At 40.5% G+C, this 25,020-nt stretch carries 24 protein-coding genes and 1 pseudogene; 8 read left to right on the forward strand and 17 right to left on the reverse strand.

Features of this window, described 5'->3' with window-relative positions:
- Positions 1 to 173: 173 nt before the first annotated feature.
- From U5921_RS05635 to U5921_RS05685, 11 genes and pseudogenes are all read right to left on the reverse strand, one after another.
- Positions 174 to 458, reverse strand: a complete 285-nt coding sequence (locus U5921_RS05635) for a DUF4491 family protein (RefSeq protein ID WP_324825485.1) — start codon at positions 456 to 458, stop codon at positions 174 to 176.
- A 140-nt stretch (positions 459 to 598) separates the two neighbouring features.
- A pseudogene (locus U5921_RS05640) lies at positions 599 to 727 on the reverse strand (Ada metal-binding domain-containing protein); the annotation flags it as partial.
- A gap of 218 nt (positions 728 to 945) precedes the next feature.
- Complete coding sequence (locus U5921_RS05645; protein ID WP_324825486.1) at positions 946 to 1,641, reverse strand: V-type ATP synthase subunit D; 696 nt, start codon at positions 1,639 to 1,641, stop codon at positions 946 to 948.
- A gap of 20 nt (positions 1,642 to 1,661) precedes the next feature.
- Positions 1,662 to 3,050: a V-type ATP synthase subunit B gene (locus U5921_RS05650; RefSeq protein WP_324825487.1), complete on the reverse strand. Its 1,389-nt coding sequence runs from the start codon at positions 3,048 to 3,050 to the stop codon at positions 1,662 to 1,664.
- Positions 3,043 to 4,821: a V-type ATP synthase subunit A gene (locus U5921_RS05655; protein WP_324825488.1), complete on the reverse strand. Its 1,779-nt coding sequence runs from the start codon at positions 4,819 to 4,821 to the stop codon at positions 3,043 to 3,045. Before U5921_RS05655 ends, U5921_RS05650 begins: the two co-directional genes overlap by 8 nt.
- Positions 4,822 to 4,829: 8 nt before the next feature.
- A complete protein-coding gene (locus U5921_RS05660; protein ID WP_324825489.1) occupies positions 4,830 to 5,171 on the reverse strand; it encodes a V-type ATP synthase subunit F in 342 nt (113 codons plus the stop codon).
- Positions 5,164 to 6,168, reverse strand: a complete 1,005-nt coding sequence (locus tag U5921_RS05665) for a V-type ATP synthase subunit C (protein ID WP_324825490.1) — start codon at positions 6,166 to 6,168, stop codon at positions 5,164 to 5,166. The genes U5921_RS05660 and U5921_RS05665 overlap by 8 nt, the downstream gene beginning before the upstream one ends.
- Positions 6,169 to 6,195: 27 nt before the next feature.
- Positions 6,196 to 6,771 carry a V-type ATP synthase subunit E gene (locus U5921_RS05670; RefSeq protein ID WP_324825491.1) on the reverse strand — a complete coding sequence of 192 codons (576 nt, stop codon included), beginning with the start codon at positions 6,769 to 6,771 and terminating at the stop codon, positions 6,196 to 6,198.
- 29 nt (positions 6,772 to 6,800) lie between these two features.
- Positions 6,801 to 7,301 (reverse strand): V-type ATP synthase subunit K, encoded by a 501-nt coding sequence (locus U5921_RS05675; protein WP_324825492.1) that lies wholly within the window; start codon positions 7,299 to 7,301, stop codon positions 6,801 to 6,803.
- Positions 7,302 to 9,290, reverse strand: a complete 1,989-nt coding sequence (locus U5921_RS05680; RefSeq protein ID WP_324825493.1) for a V-type ATP synthase subunit I — start codon at positions 9,288 to 9,290, stop codon at positions 7,302 to 7,304. It abuts the gene before it with no gap.
- On the reverse strand, positions 9,291 to 9,602 hold the full coding sequence (locus U5921_RS05685) for a hypothetical protein (RefSeq protein ID WP_324825494.1): 312 nt from the start codon (positions 9,600 to 9,602) through the stop codon (positions 9,291 to 9,293).
- A gap of 435 nt (positions 9,603 to 10,037) precedes the next feature.
- On the opposite strand from U5921_RS05685, the gene U5921_RS05690 reads away from it, so the two are divergent.
- From U5921_RS05690 to panD, 4 genes are read left to right on the forward strand one after another with little or no spacing between them, the layout of a single operon-like run.
- A complete protein-coding gene (locus U5921_RS05690; RefSeq protein ID WP_324825495.1) occupies positions 10,038 to 10,946 on the forward strand; it encodes a Rossmann-like and DUF2520 domain-containing protein in 909 nt (302 codons plus the stop codon).
- Positions 10,943 to 11,770 (forward strand): 3-methyl-2-oxobutanoate hydroxymethyltransferase, encoded by an 828-nt coding sequence (panB, locus tag U5921_RS05695; RefSeq protein WP_324825496.1) that lies wholly within the window; start codon positions 10,943 to 10,945, stop codon positions 11,768 to 11,770. The genes U5921_RS05690 and panB overlap by 4 nt, the downstream gene beginning before the upstream one ends.
- A 32-nt stretch (positions 11,771 to 11,802) precedes the next feature.
- A complete protein-coding gene (panC, locus tag U5921_RS05700; protein WP_324825962.1) occupies positions 11,803 to 12,648 on the forward strand; it encodes a pantoate--beta-alanine ligase in 846 nt (281 codons plus the stop codon).
- An 18-nt stretch (positions 12,649 to 12,666) separates the two neighbouring features.
- On the forward strand, positions 12,667 to 13,050 hold the full coding sequence (gene panD, locus U5921_RS05705; protein WP_324825497.1) for an aspartate 1-decarboxylase: 384 nt from the start codon (positions 12,667 to 12,669) through the stop codon (positions 13,048 to 13,050).
- 99 nt (positions 13,051 to 13,149) lie between these two features.
- On the opposite strand, the gene U5921_RS05710 is transcribed toward panD, so the two are convergent.
- Positions 13,150 to 13,551 (reverse strand): cupin domain-containing protein, encoded by a 402-nt coding sequence (locus U5921_RS05710; protein WP_324825498.1) that lies wholly within the window; start codon positions 13,549 to 13,551, stop codon positions 13,150 to 13,152.
- 178 nt (positions 13,552 to 13,729) lie between these two features.
- Between U5921_RS05710 and U5921_RS05715 the strand changes: the two genes are divergently transcribed.
- The 3 genes from U5921_RS05715 (at position 13,730) to U5921_RS05725 (ending at position 17,329) form a co-directional block, all read left to right on the forward strand.
- Positions 13,730 to 13,960: a FeoA family protein gene (locus tag U5921_RS05715; protein ID WP_324825499.1), complete on the forward strand. Its 231-nt coding sequence runs from the start codon at positions 13,730 to 13,732 to the stop codon at positions 13,958 to 13,960.
- The gene (gene feoB / locus U5921_RS05720; protein WP_324825500.1) at positions 13,957 to 15,981 is read left to right on the forward strand and encodes a ferrous iron transport protein B; all 2,025 of its coding nucleotides are present in this window, start codon (positions 13,957 to 13,959) and stop codon (positions 15,979 to 15,981) included. Before U5921_RS05715 ends, feoB begins: the two co-directional genes overlap by 4 nt.
- Before the next feature lie 157 nt (positions 15,982 to 16,138).
- Positions 16,139 to 17,329 carry a coenzyme F420-0:L-glutamate ligase gene (locus U5921_RS05725; protein WP_324825501.1) on the forward strand — a complete coding sequence of 397 codons (1,191 nt, stop codon included), beginning with the start codon at positions 16,139 to 16,141 and terminating at the stop codon, positions 17,327 to 17,329.
- A 368-nt stretch (positions 17,330 to 17,697) separates the two neighbouring features.
- Here the strand turns inward: U5921_RS05725 and U5921_RS05730 are convergent, their stop codons facing one another.
- Genes U5921_RS05730 through U5921_RS05740 form a run of 3 tightly spaced genes read right to left on the reverse strand, consistent with a single transcriptional unit; the run spans position 17,698 to position 21,387 of the window.
- Complete coding sequence (locus U5921_RS05730) at positions 17,698 to 18,891, reverse strand: MFS transporter (RefSeq protein WP_324825502.1); 1,194 nt, start codon at positions 18,889 to 18,891, stop codon at positions 17,698 to 17,700.
- 14 nt (positions 18,892 to 18,905) lie between these two features.
- Positions 18,906 to 19,841 carry a CorA family divalent cation transporter gene (locus tag U5921_RS05735; protein ID WP_324825503.1) on the reverse strand — a complete coding sequence of 312 codons (936 nt, stop codon included), beginning with the start codon at positions 19,839 to 19,841 and terminating at the stop codon, positions 18,906 to 18,908.
- 52 nt (positions 19,842 to 19,893) lie between these two features.
- The gene (locus U5921_RS05740; RefSeq protein WP_324825504.1) at positions 19,894 to 21,387 is read right to left on the reverse strand and encodes a phosphodiester glycosidase family protein; all 1,494 of its coding nucleotides are present in this window, start codon (positions 21,385 to 21,387) and stop codon (positions 19,894 to 19,896) included.
- A gap of 207 nt (positions 21,388 to 21,594) precedes the next feature.
- On the opposite strand from U5921_RS05740, the gene buk reads away from it, so the two are divergent.
- Positions 21,595 to 22,662, forward strand: coding sequence for a butyrate kinase (gene buk, locus U5921_RS05745; protein ID WP_324825505.1), 1,068 nt, complete (start codon positions 21,595 to 21,597; stop codon positions 22,660 to 22,662).
- A gap of 57 nt (positions 22,663 to 22,719) precedes the next feature.
- On the opposite strand, the gene wecB is transcribed toward buk, so the two are convergent.
- The gene (wecB, locus tag U5921_RS05750) at positions 22,720 to 23,832 is read right to left on the reverse strand and encodes a non-hydrolyzing UDP-N-acetylglucosamine 2-epimerase (RefSeq protein WP_324825506.1); all 1,113 of its coding nucleotides are present in this window, start codon (positions 23,830 to 23,832) and stop codon (positions 22,720 to 22,722) included.
- A 42-nt stretch (positions 23,833 to 23,874) separates the two neighbouring features.
- The gene (locus U5921_RS05755) at positions 23,875 to 25,011 is read right to left on the reverse strand and encodes an MraY family glycosyltransferase (protein WP_324825507.1); all 1,137 of its coding nucleotides are present in this window, start codon (positions 25,009 to 25,011) and stop codon (positions 23,875 to 23,877) included.
- Positions 25,012 to 25,020 lie beyond the last annotated feature (9 nt).

Consider the following 25,020-nt stretch of genomic DNA (forward strand, 5'->3'; position numbering starts at 1 on the left):
CCTTTAGCATAGGGACAATTTAAAGCATATTATAGGATACAGTTTTTCAAAAAGAGTGTTATAATAATAAAAAAGAACCGGCAGTACAGCACCCAACAGTCCGATTCTCAAGAAAACTAGCCCTACGGTAATGTAAATACACTTCATCAATTTGGGCCTGCTTTCATAGTTGGTTATTTCTTCTTCGGATTCTCTGGAAACCATCCCTTTTTCACCCTTTCCTCCTGTTGCCGTAATTCTCCTATGCTCCAAAATAGAGAGAAACCCAAAACAGCCAACAAAACTGATACTACTATATGGTCTACCACCAGTGATACAGCATTACAGACAATCCCGAGCAATAGGAATGCAGGCCACACCTTTTTGCCCCAGTAATACTCTACTTTAATCACCACTGGATGTAATATGCCAATAATGACAAATGCCCCCATTCCAATTACAACTCCATACCAGTTCATCCATTCAGCTCCATTTCATTCTATCTCTGATTACGAAATCGCACGTTATTTCTAAGTTATTAATCAGAAAGCAAATTTTGTAAATATTTAATTATTATAAACTAAAACCATCTCCGTAAAAAGAGACGGTTCTGAATTTTTTATAGGATACGATTCTGAGGTTGACAGTCTATAAGGTCGCTTCTACAGTGCTTACCGGAACGAAAGCCTGTGCCCCTCGCTTGCTCCGCAGTATCAAAGAAGCATACATTTTCACGTTTGGGCTGTTTTGATTTGCAGGAGAGGCATAATCACATATTTTCGGAATAGCACCCCCAGCAATTTGTCACTTTTTAAGAAACTGTATCCTATGGCGGCAGCCTTCTAGGCGGGGTTTAAGGTAAACGAAAGGCCGCAGGACTTTAAAATCCTGCGGCCTTTCTTAGAAACTGAAAACATCCCTTATTGACACCGTGCATTATCTGTCTGTCTTTCAGTCCTTCTATTGTCAACCCTGCTCTTTAAATTCTTGCAGGGAAGCAGCCGTTTCCGCCTGTTTTTGTCTGATTGCCTGCTCAAGCATCATATCCTTTACCTTCATTAAACGTGTCTGGTTTCCTCTTTCACTCTCATCCAGTTTCATCTTAATATATTTGATGGTTTCCTGAAGCTGTGGAATCATGATGTACTCTAAAGCGTTTACCCGTCTTCTGGTTTTTTCAATTTCCTGTGCCAAAAGACTTGCTTCTTTTTCCATCGCAGCTAGTTCAAGCATCACAGGAAAGACTTCAGACAAGCGGGAAATCGCATTATCCAGTTCTCCAGATGTTGATGCAAAACCATAAGGATAAATGTTTGTTAAATCCTCTGTGGTAGTAGTAAATTCAAATACCGGTACATCCACACTCATTACATTCTTTTCGCCTACCTCAATGGAAACACCTTGCTTCGGATACATTAATGCCTCTTCCATCATTTGAGAAGACATTACTGCACTGGCAATTGTAAAATTCCCATAAACCTCTGCCAACTGTTTTTCCACTTCTTCTCGAAGTGTTTTGTTTTTTCTCGCAAGCTCTAAAAAACGCTTCATCAATTCATCACGTTTGTCTTTCATGAGCTTATGTCCACGAGAAGCCACTGCCAGCTTTTTTTTCAGAGAGGTAAGCACCATTCTGGTGGGGTTTACATTTAATCTTGCCATTCCCCGTCACCTCCCTATTTCTATTTTTCCTGTGCATCCTGCTCAGGTAAATACTGGTCGAGGTATTCATCACGAATACGCTTTAATTCACTTTTTGGTAAAATGGAAAGAAGTTTCCAACCAATATTAAGCGTTTCTTCAATGCTGCGGTTCGTTTCGTATCCTTGTGAAACATATTCATTTTCAAAGGAATCGGCGAATTTTGCATATAGCTTATCAATATCGGTTAATGCGGCCTCACCTAAAATTGCCATCAATTCCTTACACTGCTTACCTCGGGAATATGCCGCAAATAGTTGGTTCATTGTATCTGCATGGTCTTCTCTCGTTTTTCCTTTACCGATACCCTTATCCTTTAAACGTGACAAAGAAGGCAGTACGTCAACCGGAGGAACAACGCCTTTACGATACAATTCTCTGGAAAGAATAATCTGTCCTTCGGTAATGTATCCGGTCAAATCCGGAATTGGATGTGTCTTGTCTTCTTCCGGCATGGTCAAAATCGGAATCATGGTAATCGAACCTTCAAAACCTTTTTTTCTTCCTGCTCTTTCATATAAAGTAGCAAGGTCTGTATACAAATAACCCGGATATCCTCTTCTGCCCGGTACTTCCTTACGTGCTGCTGATACTTCACGCAAAGCCTCTGCATAATTTGTAATATCTGTTAAAATGACCAACACATGCATTCCTTTTTCAAAAGCAAGATATTCCGCCGCAGTCAATGCAATACGCGGTGTTGAAATACGTTCAATCGCCGGGTCATTTGCCAAATTTGTAAATAAAACAGTACGGTCAATGGCTCCTGTCTTCTTGAAATCGGAAATGAAATAATCGGCTTCTTCATAAGTAATACCGATTGCGGCAAATACTACCGCAAAGTTACTGTCACTTCCAAGCACTTTTGCCTGCCTTGCAATCTGTGCTGCGAGATTAGCATGCGGAAGACCGGATGCAGAAAAAATCGGAAGTTTCTGTCCACGAACTAAAGTGTTCAGACCGTCAATTGCCGATACACCCGTCTGAATAAATTCAGCCGGATAGTCACGAGCCGCCGGATTCATCGGTAATCCATTTACATCCATGTGCTTCTCTGCTATAACATTAGGTCCGCCGTCTTTTGGACGCCCAAGGCCGTCAAAAACACGTCCTAACATATCCTCCGATACACCAAGCTCGATCCCTCTCCCAAGGAAACGCACTTTGCTTTCAGCGAGATTGATTCCTGCTGCGCTTTCAAAGAGCTGTACCAAAGCATTACTTCCGTTGATCTCCAAAACCTTGCATTGTCTGGTTTCACCACTAGGCAATTCAATTTCACCTAATTCATCGAAAGTAACATTTTCCACGTTACGCACAAGCATTAAGGGGCCTGCAACTTCCGATATCGTCTTGTACTCTTTAAGCATCGTCTTCTCCCCCTTTATTGATTAATTCTTGCACGCTTTTCGTCAGTTCACTTAAAATATCCTTATAGTAAACGTCCACTTCCTTTTCCTCTACATACTTGAATCTTCCAATGGACTCTCTGACCGGCATAGAAACCAACGCCTCATAATCTGCGCCTTTTTCAATCGCTGCTCTGCTCTGCTTATAAAACTCAAGAATTAAATTTAATAACATATACTGCTTTTCTAAGGAAGAATACGTATCCACATCATGGAACGCATTCTGATGCAGGTAATCTTCACGAATGGATTTACAAGCCTCTAGCTTTAAGCGGTCAGCAAAAGACAACGCATCGACTCCAACCAGCTGTACGATTTCCTGAAGCTCTGCTTCTTCTTGAAGCATCTTCATTGCTTCGCCTCTAAGAATCGGGAAATCTTTATTTACATTTTCTGCAAACCAGACGGAAAGGCGGTCGATGTATAAAGAATAACTGTTTAACCAATTAATTGCAGGAAAATGACGAGCATAAGCCAAAGAGGAATCCAAGTTCCAGAATACTTTAACGATACGCAGCGTTGCCTGAGATACCGGCTCTGATATATCTCCACCCGGAGGGGATACTGCTCCAATCGCAGAAAGTGCACCTTCACGCCCTTCCTTGCCTAAGCTGATAACACGTCCGGCTCTCTCATAAAACTGCGCAAGACGGGATGCCAAATAAGCTGGGTAACCTTCTTCACCTGGCATTTCTTCTAAACGCCCGGACATTTCACGAAGTGCTTCTGCCCAACGGGAGGTAGAATCCGCCATCAAAGCAACCGAATAACCCATATCTCTGAAATATTCCGCAATTGTAATTCCTGTATAAATAGAAGCTTCTCGTGCCGCTACCGGCATATCTGAAGTATTTGCAATCAATACGGTACGCTTCATCAATGGTTCTCCGGACTTTGGATCTTTTAATTCAGGAAACTCCATCAGTACATCGGTCATCTCATTTCCACGCTCTCCGCATCCGATATAGACAACAATATCTGCATCGGCCCACTTTGCCAGCTGGTGCTGTACAACCGTCTTTCCGCTTCCAAACGGACCCGGTACTGCTGCAACGCCTCCCTTTGCAATCGGGAACAAGGTATCAATAACACGCTGCCCGGTAATCAAAGGCATTTCCGGTACTAACTTTTCCTTATATGGTCTGCCTTTACGTACTGGCCACTTTTGCAGCATAGCAATCTCAACGGCAGTGCCATTTTCTTTTTTAACTGTGCAAACAACATCCTCAACCGTGAAATCACCGGATTTAATTTCACTGATTGTACCTTTAATTCCGTAAGGAATCATAATTTTATGCAATACGGTCACCGTCTCTTGAACGGTTCCGATAATGTCTCCACTCTCTACTTTATCTCCTGTTTTCACGCAAGGAACAAAGCTCCATTTTTTTGTACGGGAAAGAGCCTTTACATCAATTCCTCTCGTTATGTTAGGTCCTGCTTGTTTCAACATGTCTTCTAAGGGACGCTGAATCCCATCATACATATTTTCAATCATTCCCGGTCCCAGCTCTACTGAAAGCGGTGCACCGGTTGTAACTACCTTTACTCCTGGTCCGAGACCTGCGGTTTCTTCATATACCTGAATGGAGGCTGCATCGCCTCTCATTTCAATGATTTCTCCAATTAGTCCCTGCTCGCCTACGCGAACCACATCAAACATATCTGCATCCTGCATACCTTCTGCAATTACAAGTGGTCCAGATACCTTTACTACTTTTCCTTGCTTCACTTCACAGGTCACCTGCCTTCCTTTTCTCTTTCATCATTCCCAAAAAGAATGTCTGCGCCTACAGCCCGTTCTACAGATTTTCTTACATTCTGCATTCCGATTCCATAACTTCCATCCATACCTGGTATCGGAATGATTGCCGGAATACGCACATCCTTGTATTTATCCAAATCTTCCATCATATCTTTGCATAAGCCTTCTGTGATATAAATAATGGCATAGTCTTCCCTTGCAATTCGATGAAGCGTCTTTTTAGCCTCAGCACTGTCAGCACAAGGAAATCCGGAAAGACCAACTGCCTTAAAGCCTAAAACGCTTTCATGATCTCCTATGACTCCTATTTTAAACATATGCTTCCCTCTGTCTTTCCTTTATCATTTCCCGGGAAAGTCCCTGCAAAAGACCAGCCATTATGATTCTAGCATTTTTTATATCTCCTTCTTTCGCAATCAGATAAGCCGCTAATGGCTCAATTCCAAAAGAGATATACTTTGCCTGCTTCGCATACTGCATTAAACGGTTGTCGCAAAGCTTTTCTAACATCGTAAAACGCCCGCTTGCTTTTAACATCACGGCGCCTTCTGACAACGCTTCATTTAAACCATACGGCAGAAGTTTTTCCGCAAACTGTTCATAGCTTTCTTCATAGCCACTGATAAACAAACTCTCTGCAATCTTTCCTCCCGGTAAAAATACCTTGGAGAAAAAATCCCAGTTTTTCTTCATTTCACGCAGCCGCACAAAAGTTTTTAAATTAAGGGTATCAATCAAAAGTGCTATATATCCTTGAATATACTCACTTCCCGAACATTCTGCTGTCCTGCTCATCGATTGGTAGCATGCACGGTCTAAAATAAAGTCCACGATCTGTGGATCAGAGGTTTTCCCGAAGATATCAATAACCTCTTGTACCGCACGTTTCATTTCTTCCGGCATATCCATAAAACTTCTTTCCCTTACCATAACAATCAGCTTGGCTTTTGGAATCATTCCGATATCCATTAAAAACGGTTCTGCTTCTGTATTGGAAAATTCCGCTTTCAAAAGCACCTTTAAGTTATGATAATCATAAGGGTATAAGAAAGTATCGAATACACTCTTATCAGGAGCTACATCAAATATAAATGTATATGCTCTCTGAATTTCTGCGGATAGTACTTCATTAAACTCTAAGGGTGTTAAATTGCTGTTTTCTTCCCCATATCCCAGCTCACTTAAAACCTTTAATGCCTCCTCGGTAGTTTTACTTTCAATCATCTTATCCGCTTTCTCCCGACTGAGAAGATTTTTTTCTACACTGCGTACCCGTGCGGAAGCAAACACGTAATCCATATTTCTATTTCCCAAAGTCCTTCCTCCTTTCCGTTGGATTTCTTAATTGAAGAGGACTTTTACTACTTCCGGCGTTACCGCTTCCCTCACGGCATTAATCATCGTTTCAAATGTAGAATTCACTTCTACAGCTCCATCACGAAGAAGAAAGCCTCCTTTAGCGGAAATTTCTTCCTTCGATAAGACAAAATGAAAACCATTTTTATTTACACGGTTTACCAGTTTTTGCCCAATAAAATCTCGATCTTTTTTATTTAAAAGAATTTCTCCCTTTTCCATCCCGGTTTCATTCATACACCGCTCCAGTAAGTTAAGGTACGCTTCTTCTTCCATATTAGATAATTTTTCCAATGCCAGATCAAAGCTTTTGGAAATGACCTCCTGTTTTGCCTTAAGACGCAGCTTCCGTCCCTCCAGCTGAGCGACGGAATCTTTTCTTATTTTCAGAGTTTCCGCATCATCTTCACTGCGTTTTTCTGTATCAGCCTGCATAATTTTGATCTTATGTTGCGCCTGACGCTCTAAATCACGGCTGTCATAACGCCCTTTATCAAAAATTCTTCTGGCATCGTCTTTGGCATCTATGAGGATTTGTTCTGTTATTTTTTCAATGCCCATTCTTCCACTTCCTTATTTCTCACCAAGAGTTAGCCTACTTGAATTCCATTTAACATTAAGAAAGAAATTAATAACGCTAATACCGCATAGGTTTCTACCATTGCTGTGTAAACCATACCTTTTGCAATTTCTTCCGGACGTTTTGCAATCAGCATAATTGCAGAAGCAGCCGCTTTACCTTGCGCAATACCGGAAATGATACCTACAATAAAAATCGGAAGGGCTGAAGCAAAGATATAAAGTCCCTGCTCGGTTGTTACATTTATCATGCCGGCGCCCCCCAACAGTCCAATTTTCAACATGATTAAAAAGGCAATCAACAGTCCATAAATACCCTGCGTACCTGGCAATGCCTGCAAAATTAAAGCCTGACCAAACTTTTTCGGATCTTCTGCTACAACAGCGGAAGCTGCTTCACCGGCAATTCCAACACCTTTTGCACTGCCGATACCTGCCAAAGCAGCCAGTGCGGCACCTAACATAGCAACATAACTTCCATTAAATAGTGTACTGATTATTTCTGTAAACATTTAGTTTTCCTCCCTCGAAATCTTCACATATTTTGTATTTTCATAAAATGGCTGGAAGGCTTCCCCTCCACTTTGATAAAATTTACCAAAAAATTCGACATATTGTAAACGGCTGGAATGTACGAAAGAACCCAATGCATTGATGGACAAATTGTAGGCGTGACCAATTATAAAAACAATTGTCAGTAAAATTGCTCCGCCGATTCCACCACCTGCAAGGCTTCCAAGCGTATTGATAACCGAAGCAATAACACCGGTTGCCAACCCCAAAGCCAATAATCTGGAATACGATAAAACATCTGCTAAATACCCGGTAATTCCATATAAACTACCGAGACCTCCGGTAAGCTTTCCAAGGCCTTTTTTGTCTCTTCCTCCGGTAAGTAAAATGCCTACAGCACCCACGATTGTCATCCACATTCCAATATTAGTAGCTGTTGGGCCTACAAGTGCCGCCATCTTTCCGCCTAACCAAAGAACCAGTCCAATCAAAAGGACATACCAAAGTCCTATGTCAAATACGGCATCCCACGGTCTTCCGTCTCGAATCGACATATAACCGCTGACTCCCATACCTAAGAACAGATGAATCGCTCCCAAAATAAAGGAAAACGTCAGCATCTTCATCGGCTCATCCAGTGGATTGAACCAAACAGCCGGTATCGTTACATCCGCATTAAAGAAATTCTTGGCGACAATGGTAACAATATCTCCGAAGTATCCTCCAAACATAACACCCCAGAACACTGTGAAAATACCGCAATAAAAAAACATTTTCATCAACTGTGCCATCATTCCTTCAAGCGGATATTTCTTCAAAATAACAAACGTTGCCACCGCAATGATAAGGCCATAGGCCGCATCGCTAAGCATCATCCCAAAGAATAATGCGTAAAAGAAGGAAAAATACGACGTAGGGTCAATCCCTCTTGAATCGGGGAGTGCATAAAGTTTTGTAACTGCCTCAAACGGTGCAGAAAATGCGCCATTTTGCATAAGCACAGGAGTCTCTTCTCCCTTTTCAGGATCGGTAATTTCATACCAGCAATCGTTATCCTCTAATAATTTTTCTACCTCTTCTGCCGCAACCTTTGGCATCCACCCGTCTAAATAAAAAGTACGGTTTGTCACCAAAAGTCGACGCAAGATCAATGCCTGATCTTTTTTTATTGCAAGACTATCATAATATGTTTCAATATTTTGTTTTCCATCTTGCTCTTTTTGAATTTTCAGCTCTAATTCTCGTATCTGCTCTCTTATATCTGCCGTTTGCTTTTCATAATTCAAAATAATCTGCTGCGGCGTTCCATCCAATTCTAATCCTTGGCTTACTGCAAAGCCAAATTGCCGCAAAATCTCTTCGATTTCTTCTTTCTCTTTTTTCAAATATAAAAGAGAAATATATTGCTGCTCCGCATCGCTCGCCACCAACTGCAACTCATAGCGTGGCGTCTTTTCTTCTAATGTATCTCGAAGCTTTGATAAACTGGCCGTTGCCGGTATCATTCCTCGCATCCACTCACAGTATTTTGTTCCCTGCACGTCCAATGGAAGATCATAGTCCCTCCAAGGATATAGTGCAAGCTTTGCAACATCAATCCGATTTAACTCATTTATTAATTCTGTAATTCCCTCTGATGCCTCATTAATTCGTTTAATCTGACTTTCAACAGTTTGGTCTTCTTCTACCAATTTTTGAAAAAGCTCTCGTTGTATCTTCCTTCTGGTAAAAAAAAGTGGCGCCTTTGTCGTTTCATGTTTAGCAATTGCTTCTAAGGCCTGTGAAGCGTCCGTCATCCGTGCCTCTATTCCCGCAGCTGCCGCATCGTTTTCATCAATCGATACCAAACCTGCCCACTCTTCATCGTTCATCTTGCTGTCTTGTACATTGAGTTGAACAACACCCAGCTTCATAAGCTGATCTATTAAGATTTTTTTACCGGAACCAAGTCCAATGGCAGAAAGCTTTTGCATTCTGACAATCGCCATTTAACTCACAACCCTTCCTACAATGATTGCTGCAGCATCTTCTAAATGCACACTGGCATTCGCTATGATATCACGACTTTCCTTTTCTGCAATGTGGATAGTGACCTCATATGCTACTTTTGCTTCTTCTTCTGCTTTTACGATGCGCTTTTTATAAGCACAGTCTGCCTCATAACGAGCATTTTCTAATAATTCCTGTGCCTTCTTCTCGGCTCCTGCCCGCAGCTCTTTGGCTTCTGCAGTTGCTTTTCTGCGCAGTTCGTCAGCTTCTTCTTCTGCTTCTTTAATCTTTTTTATCTGCTCAATTGCCAACAGCGTCGCCTCCTATTCTCTATAATTTTCTTATCATTTTATAACGCTTTTTCTTATGGTCATATGTATACCCAAAAATGATAATTGTAAACCATTATACCCTAATTCACCGAAAATTCAAACTCACCATTGGGCAAACACCTTGAAATTTAACGGTAATCTGCTTGTCTTTTCAATAATACGTATTGAAAAACCCTCTATTTCTTTGTGTTTTTTCACTATTTTGATGTTTTTTATATAGTAATCACATATTTTTTATAAAAATGCACAATTATTTTTGTTTATATTTTAACAAGTAATTTTTTCTTTTTTTTTACTTCTTGTCTCTAAAAAAAACATATGCTATACTTCCCATGGGTAGTATTCCAAGAAAACTATAAGAGGAAACTATACCAAAGCAGAATTATTTTTTTATTAGAAAGCAGCCCATATCCTATGGAATGGGACCGGGTGCGTCACTCCTTATTGGAGGTGATACACATGAAAATAGGTTTTATCGGTGCGGGAAAAGTTGGTTTTTCCCTTGGTAAATACCTCAGCCTTTACGGAATTCCCGTAGCAGGCTATTACAGCAGAAATTATGAATCTGCAAAATCAGCAGCAGCATTTACACATTCATCCGCTTTTTCTGATTTAAAAGCACTATTAAATGTGAGTGATACCCTGTTCCTCACCGTACCTGACGGTGAGATTGAAAGCTTATGGGATGACATAAAAGAGCTGCCAATTAATAATAAAAAAATATGTCACTGCAGTGGTTGTTTATCTTCATCGGTTTTTCACGGAATCGAAGCCTTGGGAGCTTTCGGTTATTCCGTACATCCGCTTTATGCAATCAGCAGTCAAACGGAATCATACAAGGAGCTTCAAAGGGCAATTTTTACCCTGGAAGGTTCTTTTTTTTATTTAAGCGAGATGAAAACAATGTTTGAAAGCACAGGTTCCTCCGTACAGATCATTTCGGGAGAGAAAAAAGCGCTGTACCACGCAGCTGCGGTCTGTGCCAGCAATCAGATGCTTGCACTTGCAAAAGTTTCTCAAAACTTACTCCTTCGCTGCGGCTTTTCAGATGACTTAGCACAGCAAGCACTAAGACCGCTGATGCTTGGAAATATGGAAAAGCTGTGTACAACCAGCCTGGAAGATGCTCTCACAGGCCCAATAGAACGTGGAGACATTCAGACTGTTTTACATCATCTTGATTTCTTGGAAGAAGAAGAAACCATGCTCTACTTAATCTTATCGAAACAATTGCTTAAAATTGCAAGAAAAAAAAATCCAAATCGTTCTTACAAAAAAATAGAACTGCTATTATTAGAAGAAATGAAAGGAAGGGCTCAATGAAAAATACGGCAATTACTTTTAAAGATGCGAAAAAGAACAGACAGAAGCTCAGTATGCTTACCGCTTACGACTACTCTACTGCTAAATTAATGGATCAGTCCGGTATTCACGGTATTTTAGTCGGAGACTCGTTAGGCATGGTAATGCTAGGCTACAAGGATACCCTTGCTGTAACGATGGAGGATATGCTTCATCATACAAGAGCTGTCGCCAGAGGTGCTAAAAACTCCCTTATTGTTGCAGATATGCCGTTTCTGTCTTACCACACTGGTATAAATGAGGCAGTCACCAACGCCGGACGTCTGATAAAAGAAGGGGGTGCTCAGGCTGTAAAGTTAGAGGGAGGTTCATCCTTCTGCAAAGAGATTGAAGCGATTACACGTGCGTCCATTCCGGTTATGGCACACTTGGGTTTGACACCTCAGTCCATTCACACTTTTGGCGGTTTCAAAGTACAAGGAAAAACCCAAGAAGCTGCTCAGGCACTTCTAAACGATGCAAGGGAAGTTGAAGCTTCCGGAGCATTTGCTCTCGTTTTAGAATGCGTACCGGAAAAGCTGGCAAAAAAAATCAGTGAAGCACTTTCCATTCCAACCATCGGTATTGGTGCAGGTGCCGGATGTGACGGTCAAATTCTCGTTTACCAGGATATGATCGGCATGTATTCTGATTTTACACCTAAATTCGTAAAACAATATATAAATGTAGGTACACAAATGAAGCAAGCCTTTGCTTCCTACATTGAGGAGGTCCAAGAGGGAATCTTCCCGCAAAAAGAACACACCTTCAGCATAGAAGATTCCGTTATCGATCAATTATACTAAAACACGAGGCTTTTAAAAGGAGAAACATCATGATTCCTATTATTTACACCATTCCTGAGATTCGTAAGTATGTAAAAGCTTGGAAAGAAGAAGGCCTGTCTATCGGATTCGTTCCTACCATGGGTTTTCTGCACGAAGGGCATAAGAGTTTGATTGAAAGAGCCGTAAAAGAAAACGACCGAGTGATTGTCAGTGATTTTGTCAATCCCACACAATTTGGCCCCAAAGAAGATCTAAAGACCTATCCCCGTGATCTAGATCGAGACAGCCAGCTATGTGAACAGGCAGGTGCCTCTCTCTTATTTTGCCCGTCTCCTGAGGAAATGTATTCTGAAGACTATACCACCTATGTCAACATGGAACAACTCAGCGAAGAACTCTGCGGGAAAAGCCGTCCGAATCATTTTCGTGGTGTGTGTACCGTTGTCACAAAGTTATTTCATATCGTGACACCACACTGTGCTTATTTTGGAAAAAAGGATGCACAGCAGCTGGCTATTATTCAACGTATGGTACGAGACTTAAACTTCGATATTAAAATTGTAGGCTGCCCTATTATTCGTGAAGAAGATGGGCTTGCAAAAAGCTCTAGAAACACCTATTTAAACCCGCATGAAAGAAAGGCTGCACTTGTACTTTCTCAGGCGCTTAATCTTGGTAAGCAGCATTTATTACAAGGGGAAACTTCAAGTAATGTTTTAATTGATGCTATGACAAGGCAAATTGAACAAGAACCTTTAGCAAAAATTGACTACATTAATATAGTCGATGCTTCCTCCATGCAATTGATTGAGACAGTAAATCGTCCCGTATTATGTGCTATGGCTGTATACATCGGCAAAACCCGCCTCATTGATAATTTTTTCTGGCCAGAATAAGAGAGGAAGAAAATAAAAATGAACCTGACAATGTTGAAAGGAAAAATTCACCGTGCTACTGTAAAACAAGCGGAATTAAATTATGTAGGAAGCATTACTGTGGATATGGATTTGCTTGATGCTGCAAATATTTTGGAATATGAAATGGTACAAATTGTCGACATCAATAACGGCAGCCGCTTTGAAACGTATACCATCGCAGGCGAACGTGGCTCCGGAATGATCTGTTTAAATGGTGCTGCGGCACGATGTGTACAACCCGGTGATAAAATAATCATTATGTGTTATTGTCAAATGAATCAATCCGAAGCAAAAGAGCACAAACCTCATGTTGTCTTTTTAAATGAAGAGAATCAAATTGACCAATGCTTTCGCTATGAACTGCATGGTGAAATAAAATAGCAGATGCACGCTCTTTATTCAAAAACAAAATTTATTACAAGTGATAAAAATAGATAAAGCGGGGATTCTTTGAGAACTCTCGCTTTATTTTGCATTCTATTATTCTATTGGCTTATTTTTTTGCTCCGTGCCTCTTGGATGTTCCGGCGGCGCATAAATTGTGACCAGTTTAAGAGGAATCCCTGCTGTATTTATTACATTATGCCATTTCCCTGCAGGTATAATAATAATATAATCCTGATAAAAATCTGCTTCGTAATCTAAATTTTCTGCTGAGTCGCCCATCTGCACCACTCCACTTCCATTTTCGATAATAATCGCTTGATCTACATCAGGGTGTTTTTCCAGTCCAATATCTCCTCCCGGCAAAATACTCATTAGCACAACCTGCAGATGCTCTCCCGTCCATAAAGCAGAACGAAAGTTATCATTAAATTCTGCAATAGTCTCAAGATCCGCTACGTATGGTTCCGGTCCAAAGTCCATTATTAATGGGTTCATTTTTTCCCTCCCTTTCCAATATGTATATAATTTACTATATGCATTTCATTTATAAATATTGACTTAATCCTTCTTCTTATTGAAAAAGACTGGAAAGCCTTGTTTTTTCTTGACAAAATAAGGGTAGAAAGATTATTATGTCAACAGACGCTAACATCCGTAGAAAGGATATTCACATATGAAATTAAACGAACTGAAAGTAGGGCATACCGGCATTATTTGCAAGGTCGGTGGAGAAGGCGCTCTGCGAAGAAGATTATTAGATATGGGGATCACACCAAATACAAAAATTATGGTTCGAAAAGTCGCTCCAATGGGTGACCCAATTGAACTTCATCTGCGCAGCTACGAATTAACCATCCGATTGGATGACGCAGAGAAAATTGAAGTGGAGGAATTGATATCATGAACAGCAGCACCGCTGTAAAAATAGCCTTAATCGGAAACCCGAACTGTGGAAAAACCACTTTATTTAACCAATTGACAGGAAGCAACCAGCATGTTGGTAATTTCCCCGGTGTAACCGTCGAGAAAAAAGAAGGCAGTATCCGTAAACACAAGGGGGCTACTGTCATTGATCTACCCGGTATTTATTCTCTTTCCCCTTATACTTCTGAAGAAGTCGTCACAAGAGACTACCTTTTAAAAGAAAAGCCAGATTGTATCATTAATATCATTGATGCGACCAGTATTGAGCGGAACTTGTATCTTACCTTACAGCTTATGGAATTAGACCTTCCGATGGTATTGGCACTAAACATGATGGACGAAGTTCGTGCCAGCGGAACTTCCATAGATATTTCAAAGCTTCAAGAAAAGCTTGGTATTCCGGTCGTTCCGATTTCGGCCAGTAAAAATGAAGGCACTGAAGAATTAACGCAACGGACGATTAAAGCAGCTGAGCAACAGCTTCTACCAAAAAAAATTGATTTTTGCGATGGGTACGTTCACACTGCAATCCACTCCATTGCTCACTTGATTGGAAGGGAAGCCAATGAAGCCGGACTTCCGCTTCGCTTTGCTGCAACTAAAATAGTAGAGGGCGATGAGCCAGTTATGCGTTCTCTTAATCTTCTTGAACCGGAAATTGATATTATCGCCCACATTGTAGATGATATGGAATCACACCTCAAAACAGACCGTGAAGCCGCCATGGCAGACATGCGTTATGCCTATATCGGAAAGGTCTGTGATGCAACGGTGGTCAAGTTGGGAGAAACAAAAGAACACTTACGTTCTGTCAAAATAGATAACATTTTAACACACAAATATTTTGCAATTCCAATTTTTTTGGGAATCATGCTCATTGTCTTTTGGCTTACCTTCGGGGTATTTGGCACAGCACTAAGCGGCTTGCTCGCAGCGGCAATTGATCAATTCACTGCGTTTTCCAGCCAGTCACTACTGCAGGCTGGTGTAAGTACTGCACTCCATTCTCTGATCATTGACGGCGTTTTTGTCGGTGTTGGAAGTGTACTCTCTTTTCTTCCTACTATTGTAATACTATTTTGCTTTCTTTCCATTTTAGAAGACAGCGGATATATGGCGCGTGTCGCATTTGTTATGGACAAACTTTTGCGTAAGATCGGTCTTTCCGGACGTTCCTTTGTCCCTATGCTGATTGGGTTCGGCTGCTCTGTTCCTGCTATTATGGCAACGAGAACGCTTCCAAGTGAAAGAGACCGTAAGATGACCATTTTACTGACACCATTTATGTCTTGCAGTGCCAAACTTCCAATTTATGCAACCTTTACTGCAGCTTTTTTCAGTGAATACAAAGCACTTGTTATGTTTTCACTATATGTAATGGGGATTTTAGTAAGTATCTTATATGGACTTTTATTGCAAAAAACTATATATAAAGGAAAGCCGGTTCCATTTGTCATGGAGCTGCCTTCCTATCGTTTCCCCGCACCTAAATCAGTCCTGCTTCATATGTGGGAAAAAGCAAAGGATTTCTTAATCAAGGCCTTCACGATCATTTTTATTGCTACTATAATTATATGGGCTTTACAGAGCTTTGATTTTGGATTTAATATGGTGACCGACAGCCAGGATAGTATGCTTGCTGCTTTGGGTAAATTAGCTTCTCCGATTTTTGCACCGTTAGGATTTGGTGACTGGCGGGCTGCAACTGCACTGATTACCGGATTGACGGCAAAAGAAGCTGTAATCAGTACCTTTGCCGTCTTAATGAATGCAAGTGATACTAGCGCGGTCATCGCAATGCTTTCTGATATATTTACACCGCTTCAAGCTTTTTCTTTTCTCACATTCTGTCTTTTATACATGCCTTGTGTTGCAGCAATGGCAGCTGTGAAAAGAGAATTGGGAGGGTACCGTGTCGCAATATTTGCAATGGCGGCTCAAACAGTCATTGCTTGGCTTACCGCCCTCATCATATACCAAGCCGGATTATTTATTTTATAAAATTTTAATGATTATTCGTAATTTCGATGATTTTTAAGTTATAATTATATAGTATGGGTAAAATTTACTCATACTATATAGGATCGGATGCAGATCCATTTCAAGTAAAAATCTGTTTAAAAGCAGCAGAAAATAATAGAAAAGTGAGGAATTTCATATGGAAAGAATGGTTGGAACCGTCGTTCGAGGACTACGAGCGCCCATCATCCGAGAAGGTGATGATTTGGAATCAATTGTCGTAGATTCTGTATTAAAAGCTTCCAAATCGGAAGGTTTTGCATTGCGTGATAAAGATGTTGTTGCGATTACAGAAGCGGTTGTTGCTAGAGCACAAGGCAATTATGCTACAACCAATCAGTTAGCACAAGATGTAAAAACAAAGCTGGGCGGAGGAACCATTGGCGTTATATTCCCGATTCTCAGCAGAAACCGATTTGCAATCTGCCTAAGAGGGATTGCAAAGGGTGCAAAAAAAATCGTACTGATGCTTAGCTATCCAAGCGATGAAGTAGGAAATCATTTGATTGATATAGACAAACTGGATGAAAATGGGATCAATCCTTATACAGATGTGCTATCTCAGGAACAGTTCGAATCACTTTTTGGAAAATCCAAACATACGTTTACCGGTATGGATTATGTCAACTATTATAAAGGATTGATTGAAGAAGAAGGTGCAGAAGCAGAGGTTATATTTTCAAACAACCCAAGAACTATTTTAAATTATACGGAGAACGTATTAACGTGTGACATTCATACGAGAGCACGTACAAAACGGCTACTAAAAGAAGCCGGAGGTGGAATCATCTTAGGTATGGATGACCTCTTGACCAGTAGTGTGGATGGAAGCGGTTATAATACAAATTATGGGCTCCTAGGTTCCAACAAATCGACTGAGACTACCATTAAATTATTTCCAAACGATTGCACTACGTTCGTAAATGGAATTCAGAAAAAATTGATTGAAACAACTGGAAAGACAATTGAAGTTATGGTATACGGTGACGGTGCATTCAAAGACCCTGTAGGAAAAATTTGGGAACTGGCAGATCCGGTCGTATCGCCGGGATATACCTCCGGACTGGAAGGTACGCCAAACGAATTAAAGCTAAAGTATCTTGCTGACAATGATTTTGCGCACTTATCGGGCGACGAATTAAAACAAGCGATTTCTGAGTGTATTATTAAAAAAGACAGCAATCTAAAAGATTCCATGCTTTCGCAAGGAACAACTCCAAGAAGATTAACAGATCTGATTGGCTCACTTTGTGATTTAACCTCAGGAAGCGGAGACAAAGGAACACCAATTGTTTACATTCAAGGATACTTTGATAACTATACTAAATAAACCAATAAAGACAGGGAAAATCTTTCCCTGTTTTTTCTTTCATCTATATCATATTAATTCAGATTACAAATCTAATTTTTTATCTTCTCTTGAAAAATATTCTTTTGATTCGGGATTCCTTGGAAGTTAAAAATCAGAACAGCGATTCCGGCCAAAATATAAAGCCCTAACAATTGCTCTTCTTTTTTATCTATATAAGAAGCAAATATGATTTCAATTCGAAATTTATTCATTTTTAGGCAATAGAAAAACAGTGAAATTTATTTCACTTTATGAAAAAGATTTCACTGTTTTATGAAACTTAGTTCTTATCAATTTTTTAAACTATATGTCAATGGTAAAGAATATCTCAAATGTCTACATCCTTCTTAAGACGGAATATGTCTCATTAATAATTGCCCGCTAACAAATAAAACAATCGTAACCAAAATATAAAAAAGCAGAGTTGCTGTCCATTGGCCGCTATAATCATACAATATGCCCGAAACAACCGGACCTGATGCCGCCAAAAGGTATCCCGCACACTGACTCATCCCCGAAAGCTCTCCGGCTTCTCTCGCATCTTTACTCATAAGAACGATCATTGCCATTGATAAACTATAATTTGCCCCACCGCTTGCAGAAGCCAGGGTCAACGCCAGCAAGAGCAGAGGAATTGAAGAGCCTGCAAGCAGCAATGCCACGATACCGCTAAAGTAACCCAATCCAATCATGGCCGCAAGTAGTTTTTTATTGCTCATCTTTTGCATTAAAATTGGTGCCAGGAATGTAGTGGGAACTCCGCTCCACTGATACCAAGTTGCTATCATGCTGATTGCCTCAGCCGATATTCCACGGTCTTCCAGCATAGACGGAATCCAATTGCTTAAAGAATAGAAGAGTAGCGACTGGCTTCCTAAAAACAAAGTAACGTACCACGCCCAAGAAGTGCACCACACACTCTTTTCTCTTTTTTCACTCTTTCTCTGTAACTGGAAAGAGGATCGTACTTTATTTATTCTCTCTTCTCGGTACTGCGGCAGCCACAGAAAAAAAGCGGTCATTGCAGCAACAGCCCAAATTAAAAGGGTGACTCTCCACCCCAGTCCAAGTTTTCTGGCAAGAGGTAGGCTCAAGCCCGCGCCAATACCCGCAAAAATCCCTTGCATCGTCATATAAGCTCCGGTCATCACGCCTCCGCCGCTTGGAAAACTTGATTTAATAATACTGGGGAGCAGAACGTTTCCTACTCCAATCCCAACTGCCATGATAACGGTACCTAAAAACAGCTCTTGTAAGCCGAAAGCGGAACGAAGAAGCATGCCGCTTAAAATGAAAAGCAAGCCAATCATTACACAAAAATAATTTCCAAACCTTCGACCAAATAAATTGATAAATGGTGAGGTAATACCAAAGACCAAAACGGGAAGAGTCGTAAGCAGCCCCAATAAAGTAGGAGAGGCATCCATCTCATTTCCAATATCAGCAACTAAGGGTCCCACCGATGTGAGAGGTGCACGTAAACAAATACTTGCACCAAGGATAGCTGCAATTAATAAGTAATTTTTCTTTTGATTATCCATAGCTGTCTAAACCATCAAAACCATTTCTTCTTTTTCAAATAAAAGTAACTGGTTACAGCTACAATAACAGAAACGACAATTACCACAGGGTATGCATAAGCAAACTGAAACTCTGGCATTTGCAGATTCATACCATACCAGCCGACGATCAAAGTCAAGGGCAGAAAAATTGCTGTAATCACAGTAAACAGTTTCATGATTTCATTTTGCTTAATATCGATCTGTGCCTGATACGCTTCTCTTACTTGGGAAACATAATCACTTAAATTTACAATGCTGTCCATACTACGTAAAGTACGCCCCGAAAGATGACGAAATGCTCTGGCAATTTTATTCGATAACAAACCGTTTTCATTTTCCTGCATTCCTTCTGCAATATGTAAAAGCTGCTCATAATAACGTTTCCACGAAAGCAACTCTCGACGAATCATCATGATATCGTGGATATGATTGTTCGATACGGAATCCAGCAACGCTTCTTCCAACTTAAAAATTTCTTCTTCAATTGACTCTAAATACTCCGCATCTTTTTCGGTTAATAAATCAAAAAACTCATAAAGAATTCGTTCTAAGCTTAAGAACTTTAACCCTTTTTTTACTATCTCGTTTAAAAGCTTATCTAAAAACTGTTTTCCTTCTTCATCTTCATAAAAGAAAAGAAGCTGATTGCTGCGGTAATACACTTCAATCCAGTGCTTATTCTCCATATCATCTTTTATATCGGTATTTGGAATGGTTACCGTAATGTAATCAAATCCGTCATGGCTTTCAAATTTACAAATCTTTTCTTCAAATAACTCTTTACAGATAATCGGGCTGATCTCCAAATAATCCCGCCATTCTTCCGTTTCCTTTTCGTCAAAAATACCAAGGCACGGACGAAAATCTATGGAATCTTTTTGGTCAGATTTTCCTTCCTTCAGCCTATCGTCTTCTAAAAAATAAATCATACGTTTCTCCCTTGCTCTTATTAAATCAATATTTGACCCTTGAATATAAAAATTATTTTTTTGTACTAATGGCAGTTTCTTTCGTCTCTGCATTCCATTCTACCAAAAAATCTAATAAATTGCCCATATCTCTCAGCTTGTAGAAATAATTTCCATTTATATAATACGCTGCTACCACTGTTTCTTTCTCATTCAAATACAGCTTTACCTGACTTTTCTTTGCCGTTCGTATCACAGGCTGATCTGGTAAATACAGCTCCCCACCGACACTTGTATATGATTTTTGCGAACTGATTTTAACCGCTTTCACTGCGGCATCGTACTCAACCTCAAATTGTTTTTCGCTCCCATTCAGAGCCGCCGCTAAATCACGCAGTTTAAAGTAGCTATTGCCATCAATATGATACGATTCAAATCTGCGTGTCTGGTTATCTATCATCAATTTACTCTTCAATGGCTTCACAGCCACCAAATCTTGTACACTTGCCTGTGTCTGCGCAACCGAGAGAAATGCCAAGCAATTATTAATATTGCGCCCTTGTATCGAGACTTTGGAATCTCGATCGTAAAGTCCAATTGAACCTCCTCCATCAAGGCACATTGCATTGATCAGATTAAGAGACTTACAAATGGCGGCGGCCTCTTTCAGTGTTTTGCTTCCCATGTTCCCTATGATAATTTTTCCATTTTCTGTGGCTCCGATAAAAGAGCGTCCGGCACGATTGGTATTGATCTTTGCTTCAGTAAAGCCTTCGTCCTGTCCATTTGCTGTTACATTTCCATTAATAATCAGACTTGGTCCTGCACCTAGCCCTGCAATTACATAATCCCATTGAGACGCTTTCGTGTAAGTCGGTGTAATCGCCTGCTCATAGTATGCTGTATCTCCTATATGAAAGCGATTCACTCCAGACACTGCATCTTTATTAAAGACAACTGCAAAGCCATCCGACGGCACTGTAAAGCTGGAAGATACAATGCTAAGAACTTTTCCCTTTTTTGTGACTACGGCTTGAGCACCTGTCTGCAAATCCACGTTGCTTCCATATTCCGGCGTAAAAATAGTGATTGCACCATCCTCAGTACTCGGATGATTGATACGCCATGGATAAACTGCTACCGCACCATTTACATAGCCTGTCAATGTAATTTTAAGGCGATCGACTAAAAGCTGCTTGTCCTTTGTAATTCCCAAGACAGCTCCTCCGCTCCCGATGTGAAGGACCTTACCGTCTTTAATAATCGTTCCCCAAGGAACCGGTACTCCATTATATGCTTCAAAATAGGTCCCGTTAATCGCACTCAACGCATTCACTGATTTTGCCATAGCTGACAGGGAATCTTCGCTGCACATCTGTCCATCCGCAACCACCACAACTGGTTCTATTGAAGAATCAGACATGTCCAATGTAACATACCTCACTGTAGTATTGTCTATGTTCTTTGACGCGTATGCATGTGATGCTGCAAAAGAAACAACAACACTGCTCATACTTATTAAAATACAAAGCATAGCACTACAACTAATCCGCAACTTATTTTTCATAAAATCTCCCCACTAAAAAAGCATGTAATCCGCATCTATTACTTGATTGACCTTGTTCTATTATACACTTTCTTTACAACTTTTTCATCTTTTCCTCCCTATTTGTGGTAAACTATTCATAGATAATATAATTAAAACATTTATCCTTTCCTTTGACAAAATGCAGTACATTTGCAGAGGAGGATATAGCAGAAAGAAGGTAAACCAATGGCTAATAAAATGTTTGTGTTGAATTTAGGTTCTACCTCTACTAAAGTAGCCGTTTATGAAGACACAAATGAAATTGTGAAAGAGACTCTGCAACATTCACAAGAAGATCTACAGCAATTTCACAGAATCACAGATCAAAAAGAATTTCGTAAAAAAGCAATTCTGACTTTTTTAACGAAACATAATTTTCATTTGAATTTGTTTGACTGTATCGTTGCGCGAGGGGGTTGTACAAAGCCAATCGAAGGCGGTATCTATTATATTACTGAAGAAATGCTTAAAGACATGAAATCCGGCATTTACGGGATGCATGTATCAAATGTCGGCTGTATGATTGCGTACGAGCTGAGTCAAGAGTATCAAATACCCGTCATTACTGCTGATACCGTAAGCACCGATGAATTGTGCAGCTTTGCTCGCTATTCCGGTATCAAAGAAGCACCAAGAGTCAGCACTTTTCACGCTTTAAATCACAAGGCGATTGCTAGAAAGTACGCGAAAGAAATTGGACGTGCCTATGAAGATTTAAACCTTGTCGTGGTTCATCTTGGCGGTGGAATTTCCGTGGGTACACACAAAAAAGGTCATGTCATTGATACGAACAATGCATTAGAGGGTGATGGTTCCTTCTCGCCTGAGCGTGCAGGAACCCTTCCGGTCGGTTCAGTTGTGCGCATGTGTTTTAGCGGAAAATATACGGAGGATCAAATGTTGCATCATTTACGAGGCGGAGGCGGTCTCATGTCCTATCTGGGAACCAACAGCGGTCTTGAAGTGGAAGAACGTATAGCAAACGGTGACTCTTATGCAAAAGAAGTTTTTGAAGCGATGGCCTATCAAGTTGCAAAAGAAATCGGAGCCGCTTCCACCATTTTAAAGGGAAAAGTCGATGCCATTCTTCTTACAGGCAGCTTAGCATATTCTGATTTATTCACCGACTGGCTGATTGAGCGCATATCCTTTTTAGCTCCGGTTCACAAATACCCCGGCGAAAATGAAATGCTGTCCCTCGCAGAAAACGGAATTCGTTTTTTAAATAAAGAGGAAGATGTAAAAAAATATTAGTGTAATAAAAAAACAAGCTGTTTTTTCTGTGCAGCTTGTTTTTTTATATCGTCTAAATTACATATTAAAATATAGTTTCAGTGCATCTACAATTCGTTCACAAGCCTTTCCATCACCATATGGATTGTTCGATTGTGCCATACGATCATATGCTTCCTTATTTTGCAGCAGTTCTTTTGTTAAAGAATATATGGTATCTCGGCTAACGCCAGCAAGTTTAACGGTTCCGGCCTCGATTGCTTCCGGACGCTCCGTTTCTTTTCTCACAACTAAAACAGGCTTGCCTAAAGACGGTGCCTCCTCCTGCATTCCGCCAGAGTCGGTAATCAGCAGATAAGATTTTGCCATTAAGTTTACAAACGGCTGATATTGCAATGGTTCGATCAAATGCACTTTTTCAGAGTCGCCAAATACCATCTTTGCCGTTTCTCTTACCTTTGGATTCATATGCACCGGATAAACGACTTCTACATCTGCAAATTCGTCTGCGATGGCACGGATTGCTTTGAAAATATGTACCATATTTTCTCCAAGATTTTCTCTGCGATGGCACGTTACCGTAATAATACGTTTTTTATCAAAATCTAACTTTCTTAATGTTTCATCCTCGAATTCATATGGTTTATCAGCCACTTGAAGCAATGCGTCAATCACTGTATTCCCTGTAACAATAATCTTTTCTTTTTCAATGTTTTCCCGCAACAGATTATCCACATTACGCTGTGTCGGAGCAAAATGCAAATCTGCAAGATGTCCGGTTAACACGCGGTTCATTTCTTCCGGATAAGGCGAGTATTTATCATAAGTACGCAGTCCGGCTTCCACATGACCGACTTTAATCTGATGATAAAATGCTGCAAGTGCTGCAACAAATGTCGTCGAAGTGTCTCCGTGTACCAAAATCATGTCCGGCTGTTCTTTTTGCAGTACCGGTTCCATTCCTTTTAATACATTTGCTGTAATCATACTGATGGTTTGATTCGGCTTCATAATATTTAAATCATAATCCGGAACCAGTTCAAATAAGGATAGTACCTGATCGAGCATTTCCCGATGTTGTGCCGTTACACACAGTATCGAATCAATAGTCGGCTCCTCTTGGAGCTTCTTCACCAGAGGAGCCATTTTAATTGCCTCCGGCCTTGTCCCAAATACCGTCATTATCTTCATAATTTTTACCTACTTTCTTCCTTTTTGAGGAAGCTTCCTTACTTATTTCCTCTTCTTCTTATGTTTTTTGTTCTTTCTATGAACCTCTTTCGTCTTATCTTCCATTTTTAATTGCGGAATCACATTCTTTGCATCGGTCAGAAAAATGTATATGAAATTCCCGGCAATTAGAAATAAGCCTGCCGATTCCAAAAACAAATCCCGGCTGAAGAGAATCGCTGCCACACTCATTATCGCGCTGATTCCATATAACGTAAGCACGGAACGTCTCTGCCCCATACCTGCTGCCATGAGACGGTGATGTAAATGCCCTTTATCCGCTTCCATGATCGGTCTTTTGTTTATAATTCTTCGAAAGATAGCAAATGCTGTATCAAAAATCGGTACACCTAACACCAGTACGGGTACAACTGTCGCAAGAATCGTCGCTCCCTTAACCGGTCCTATAATGGATACGGCTGCCAGCATAAAACCTAGAAATAATGATCCTGCATCTCCCATGAAGATTTTCGCCGGATAAAAATTAAATGGTAGAAACCCTAAAGCGCCTCCGGCACAAGCAAGCATCGCCATCGTCACTGTGTACATTCCATGAATATATGCAGTATAAGCAATTGCAAAAGAGGCGACAGCTGCAACTCCCGCTGCAAGTCCATCGAGTCCATCTATTAAATTAATCGTGTTTGTGATTCCTACAATCCATAAAACTGTTACAAAATAGCTGATTACAAATGGAAGATAGCCATGTCCGTCTCCAAAGTGGTTCGTTATAAAAGAAATACGGATTCCGGCAGCAAAAACGACCGAAGCACATATAATTTGAAGCAAAAACTTTACTTTCGGCGGTAATCCCCGCAAATCATCGACAATCCCTACAAAATAAATTAATGTGCCTCCGGCTAAAAGCGCGAACATTTTTTCAATCGGTTCTCCATCCGGAAGATACTGCACAATTGCAGGTAATGCCACATATAAGGAAACGAACAGTGCTGCTATTGTTCCTAAGAAAATGGCAATTCCTCCAAATCGGGGCATCGGTTTTGTATGCATTCTACGTGCATCCTTCGGAATATCAACAGCTCCAATTTTCGGTGCGATTTTAATAGCCAATGGAGTACACAGCAGCGACACAAAGAAAGCCGTCATAAAAGGCAGCACAAAACTAAATCCAAAACTCATTTCTCTAAC

This window comes from Sinanaerobacter sp. ZZT-01 (assembly GCF_035621135.1).
GTDB lineage: Bacteria > Bacillota > Clostridia > Peptostreptococcales > Anaerovoracaceae > IOR16.

Excerpts from the sequence above, each read along its gene's own strand:
- U5921_RS05645 (WP_324825486.1), bottom strand. The coding sequence starts at position 1,641 with ATGGCAAGATTAAATGTAAACCCCACCAGAATGGTGCTTACCTCTCTG.
- U5921_RS05660 (WP_324825489.1), bottom strand. The coding sequence starts at position 5,171 with ATGTTTAAAATAGGAGTCATAGGAGATCATGAAAGCGTTTTAGGCTTT.
- U5921_RS05740 (WP_324825504.1), bottom strand. The coding sequence starts at position 21,387 with ATGAAAAATAAGTTGCGGATTAGTTGTAGTGCTATGCTTTGTATTTTA.
- panD (WP_324825497.1), top strand. The coding sequence starts at position 12,667 with ATGAACCTGACAATGTTGAAAGGAAAAATTCACCGTGCTACTGTAAAA.
- U5921_RS05715 (WP_324825499.1), top strand. The coding sequence starts at position 13,730 with ATGAAATTAAACGAACTGAAAGTAGGGCATACCGGCATTATTTGCAAG.
- U5921_RS05670 (WP_324825491.1), bottom strand. The coding sequence starts at position 6,771 with ATGGGCATTGAAAAAATAACAGAACAAATCCTCATAGATGCCAAAGAC.
- U5921_RS05635 (WP_324825485.1), bottom strand. The coding sequence starts at position 458 with ATGAACTGGTATGGAGTTGTAATTGGAATGGGGGCATTTGTCATTATT.
- U5921_RS05675 (WP_324825492.1), bottom strand. The coding sequence starts at position 7,301 with ATGTTTACAGAAATAATCAGTACACTATTTAATGGAAGTTATGTTGCT.
- U5921_RS05710 (WP_324825498.1), bottom strand. The coding sequence starts at position 13,551 with ATGAACCCATTAATAATGGACTTTGGACCGGAACCATACGTAGCGGAT.
- U5921_RS05755 (WP_324825507.1), bottom strand. The coding sequence starts at position 25,011 with ATGAGTTTTGGATTTAGTTTTGTGCTGCCTTTTATGACGGCTTTCTTT.
- panB (WP_324825496.1), top strand. The coding sequence starts at position 10,943 with ATGAAAAATACGGCAATTACTTTTAAAGATGCGAAAAAGAACAGACAG.
- U5921_RS05735 (WP_324825503.1), bottom strand. The coding sequence starts at position 19,841 with ATGATTTATTTTTTAGAAGACGATAGGCTGAAGGAAGGAAAATCTGAC.
- U5921_RS05730 (WP_324825502.1), bottom strand. The coding sequence starts at position 18,891 with ATGGATAATCAAAAGAAAAATTACTTATTAATTGCAGCTATCCTTGGT.
- U5921_RS05725 (WP_324825501.1), top strand. The coding sequence starts at position 16,139 with ATGGAAAGAATGGTTGGAACCGTCGTTCGAGGACTACGAGCGCCCATC.
- U5921_RS05650 (WP_324825487.1), bottom strand. The coding sequence starts at position 3,050 with ATGCTTAAAGAGTACAAGACGATATCGGAAGTTGCAGGCCCCTTAATG.
- wecB (WP_324825506.1), bottom strand. The coding sequence starts at position 23,832 with ATGAAGATAATGACGGTATTTGGGACAAGGCCGGAGGCAATTAAAATG.
- U5921_RS05690 (WP_324825495.1), top strand. The coding sequence starts at position 10,038 with ATGGAATGGGACCGGGTGCGTCACTCCTTATTGGAGGTGATACACATG.
- U5921_RS05680 (WP_324825493.1), bottom strand. The coding sequence starts at position 9,290 with ATGGCGATTGTCAGAATGCAAAAGCTTTCTGCCATTGGACTTGGTTCC.
- buk (WP_324825505.1), top strand. The coding sequence starts at position 21,595 with ATGGCTAATAAAATGTTTGTGTTGAATTTAGGTTCTACCTCTACTAAA.
- feoB (WP_324825500.1), top strand. The coding sequence starts at position 13,957 with ATGAACAGCAGCACCGCTGTAAAAATAGCCTTAATCGGAAACCCGAAC.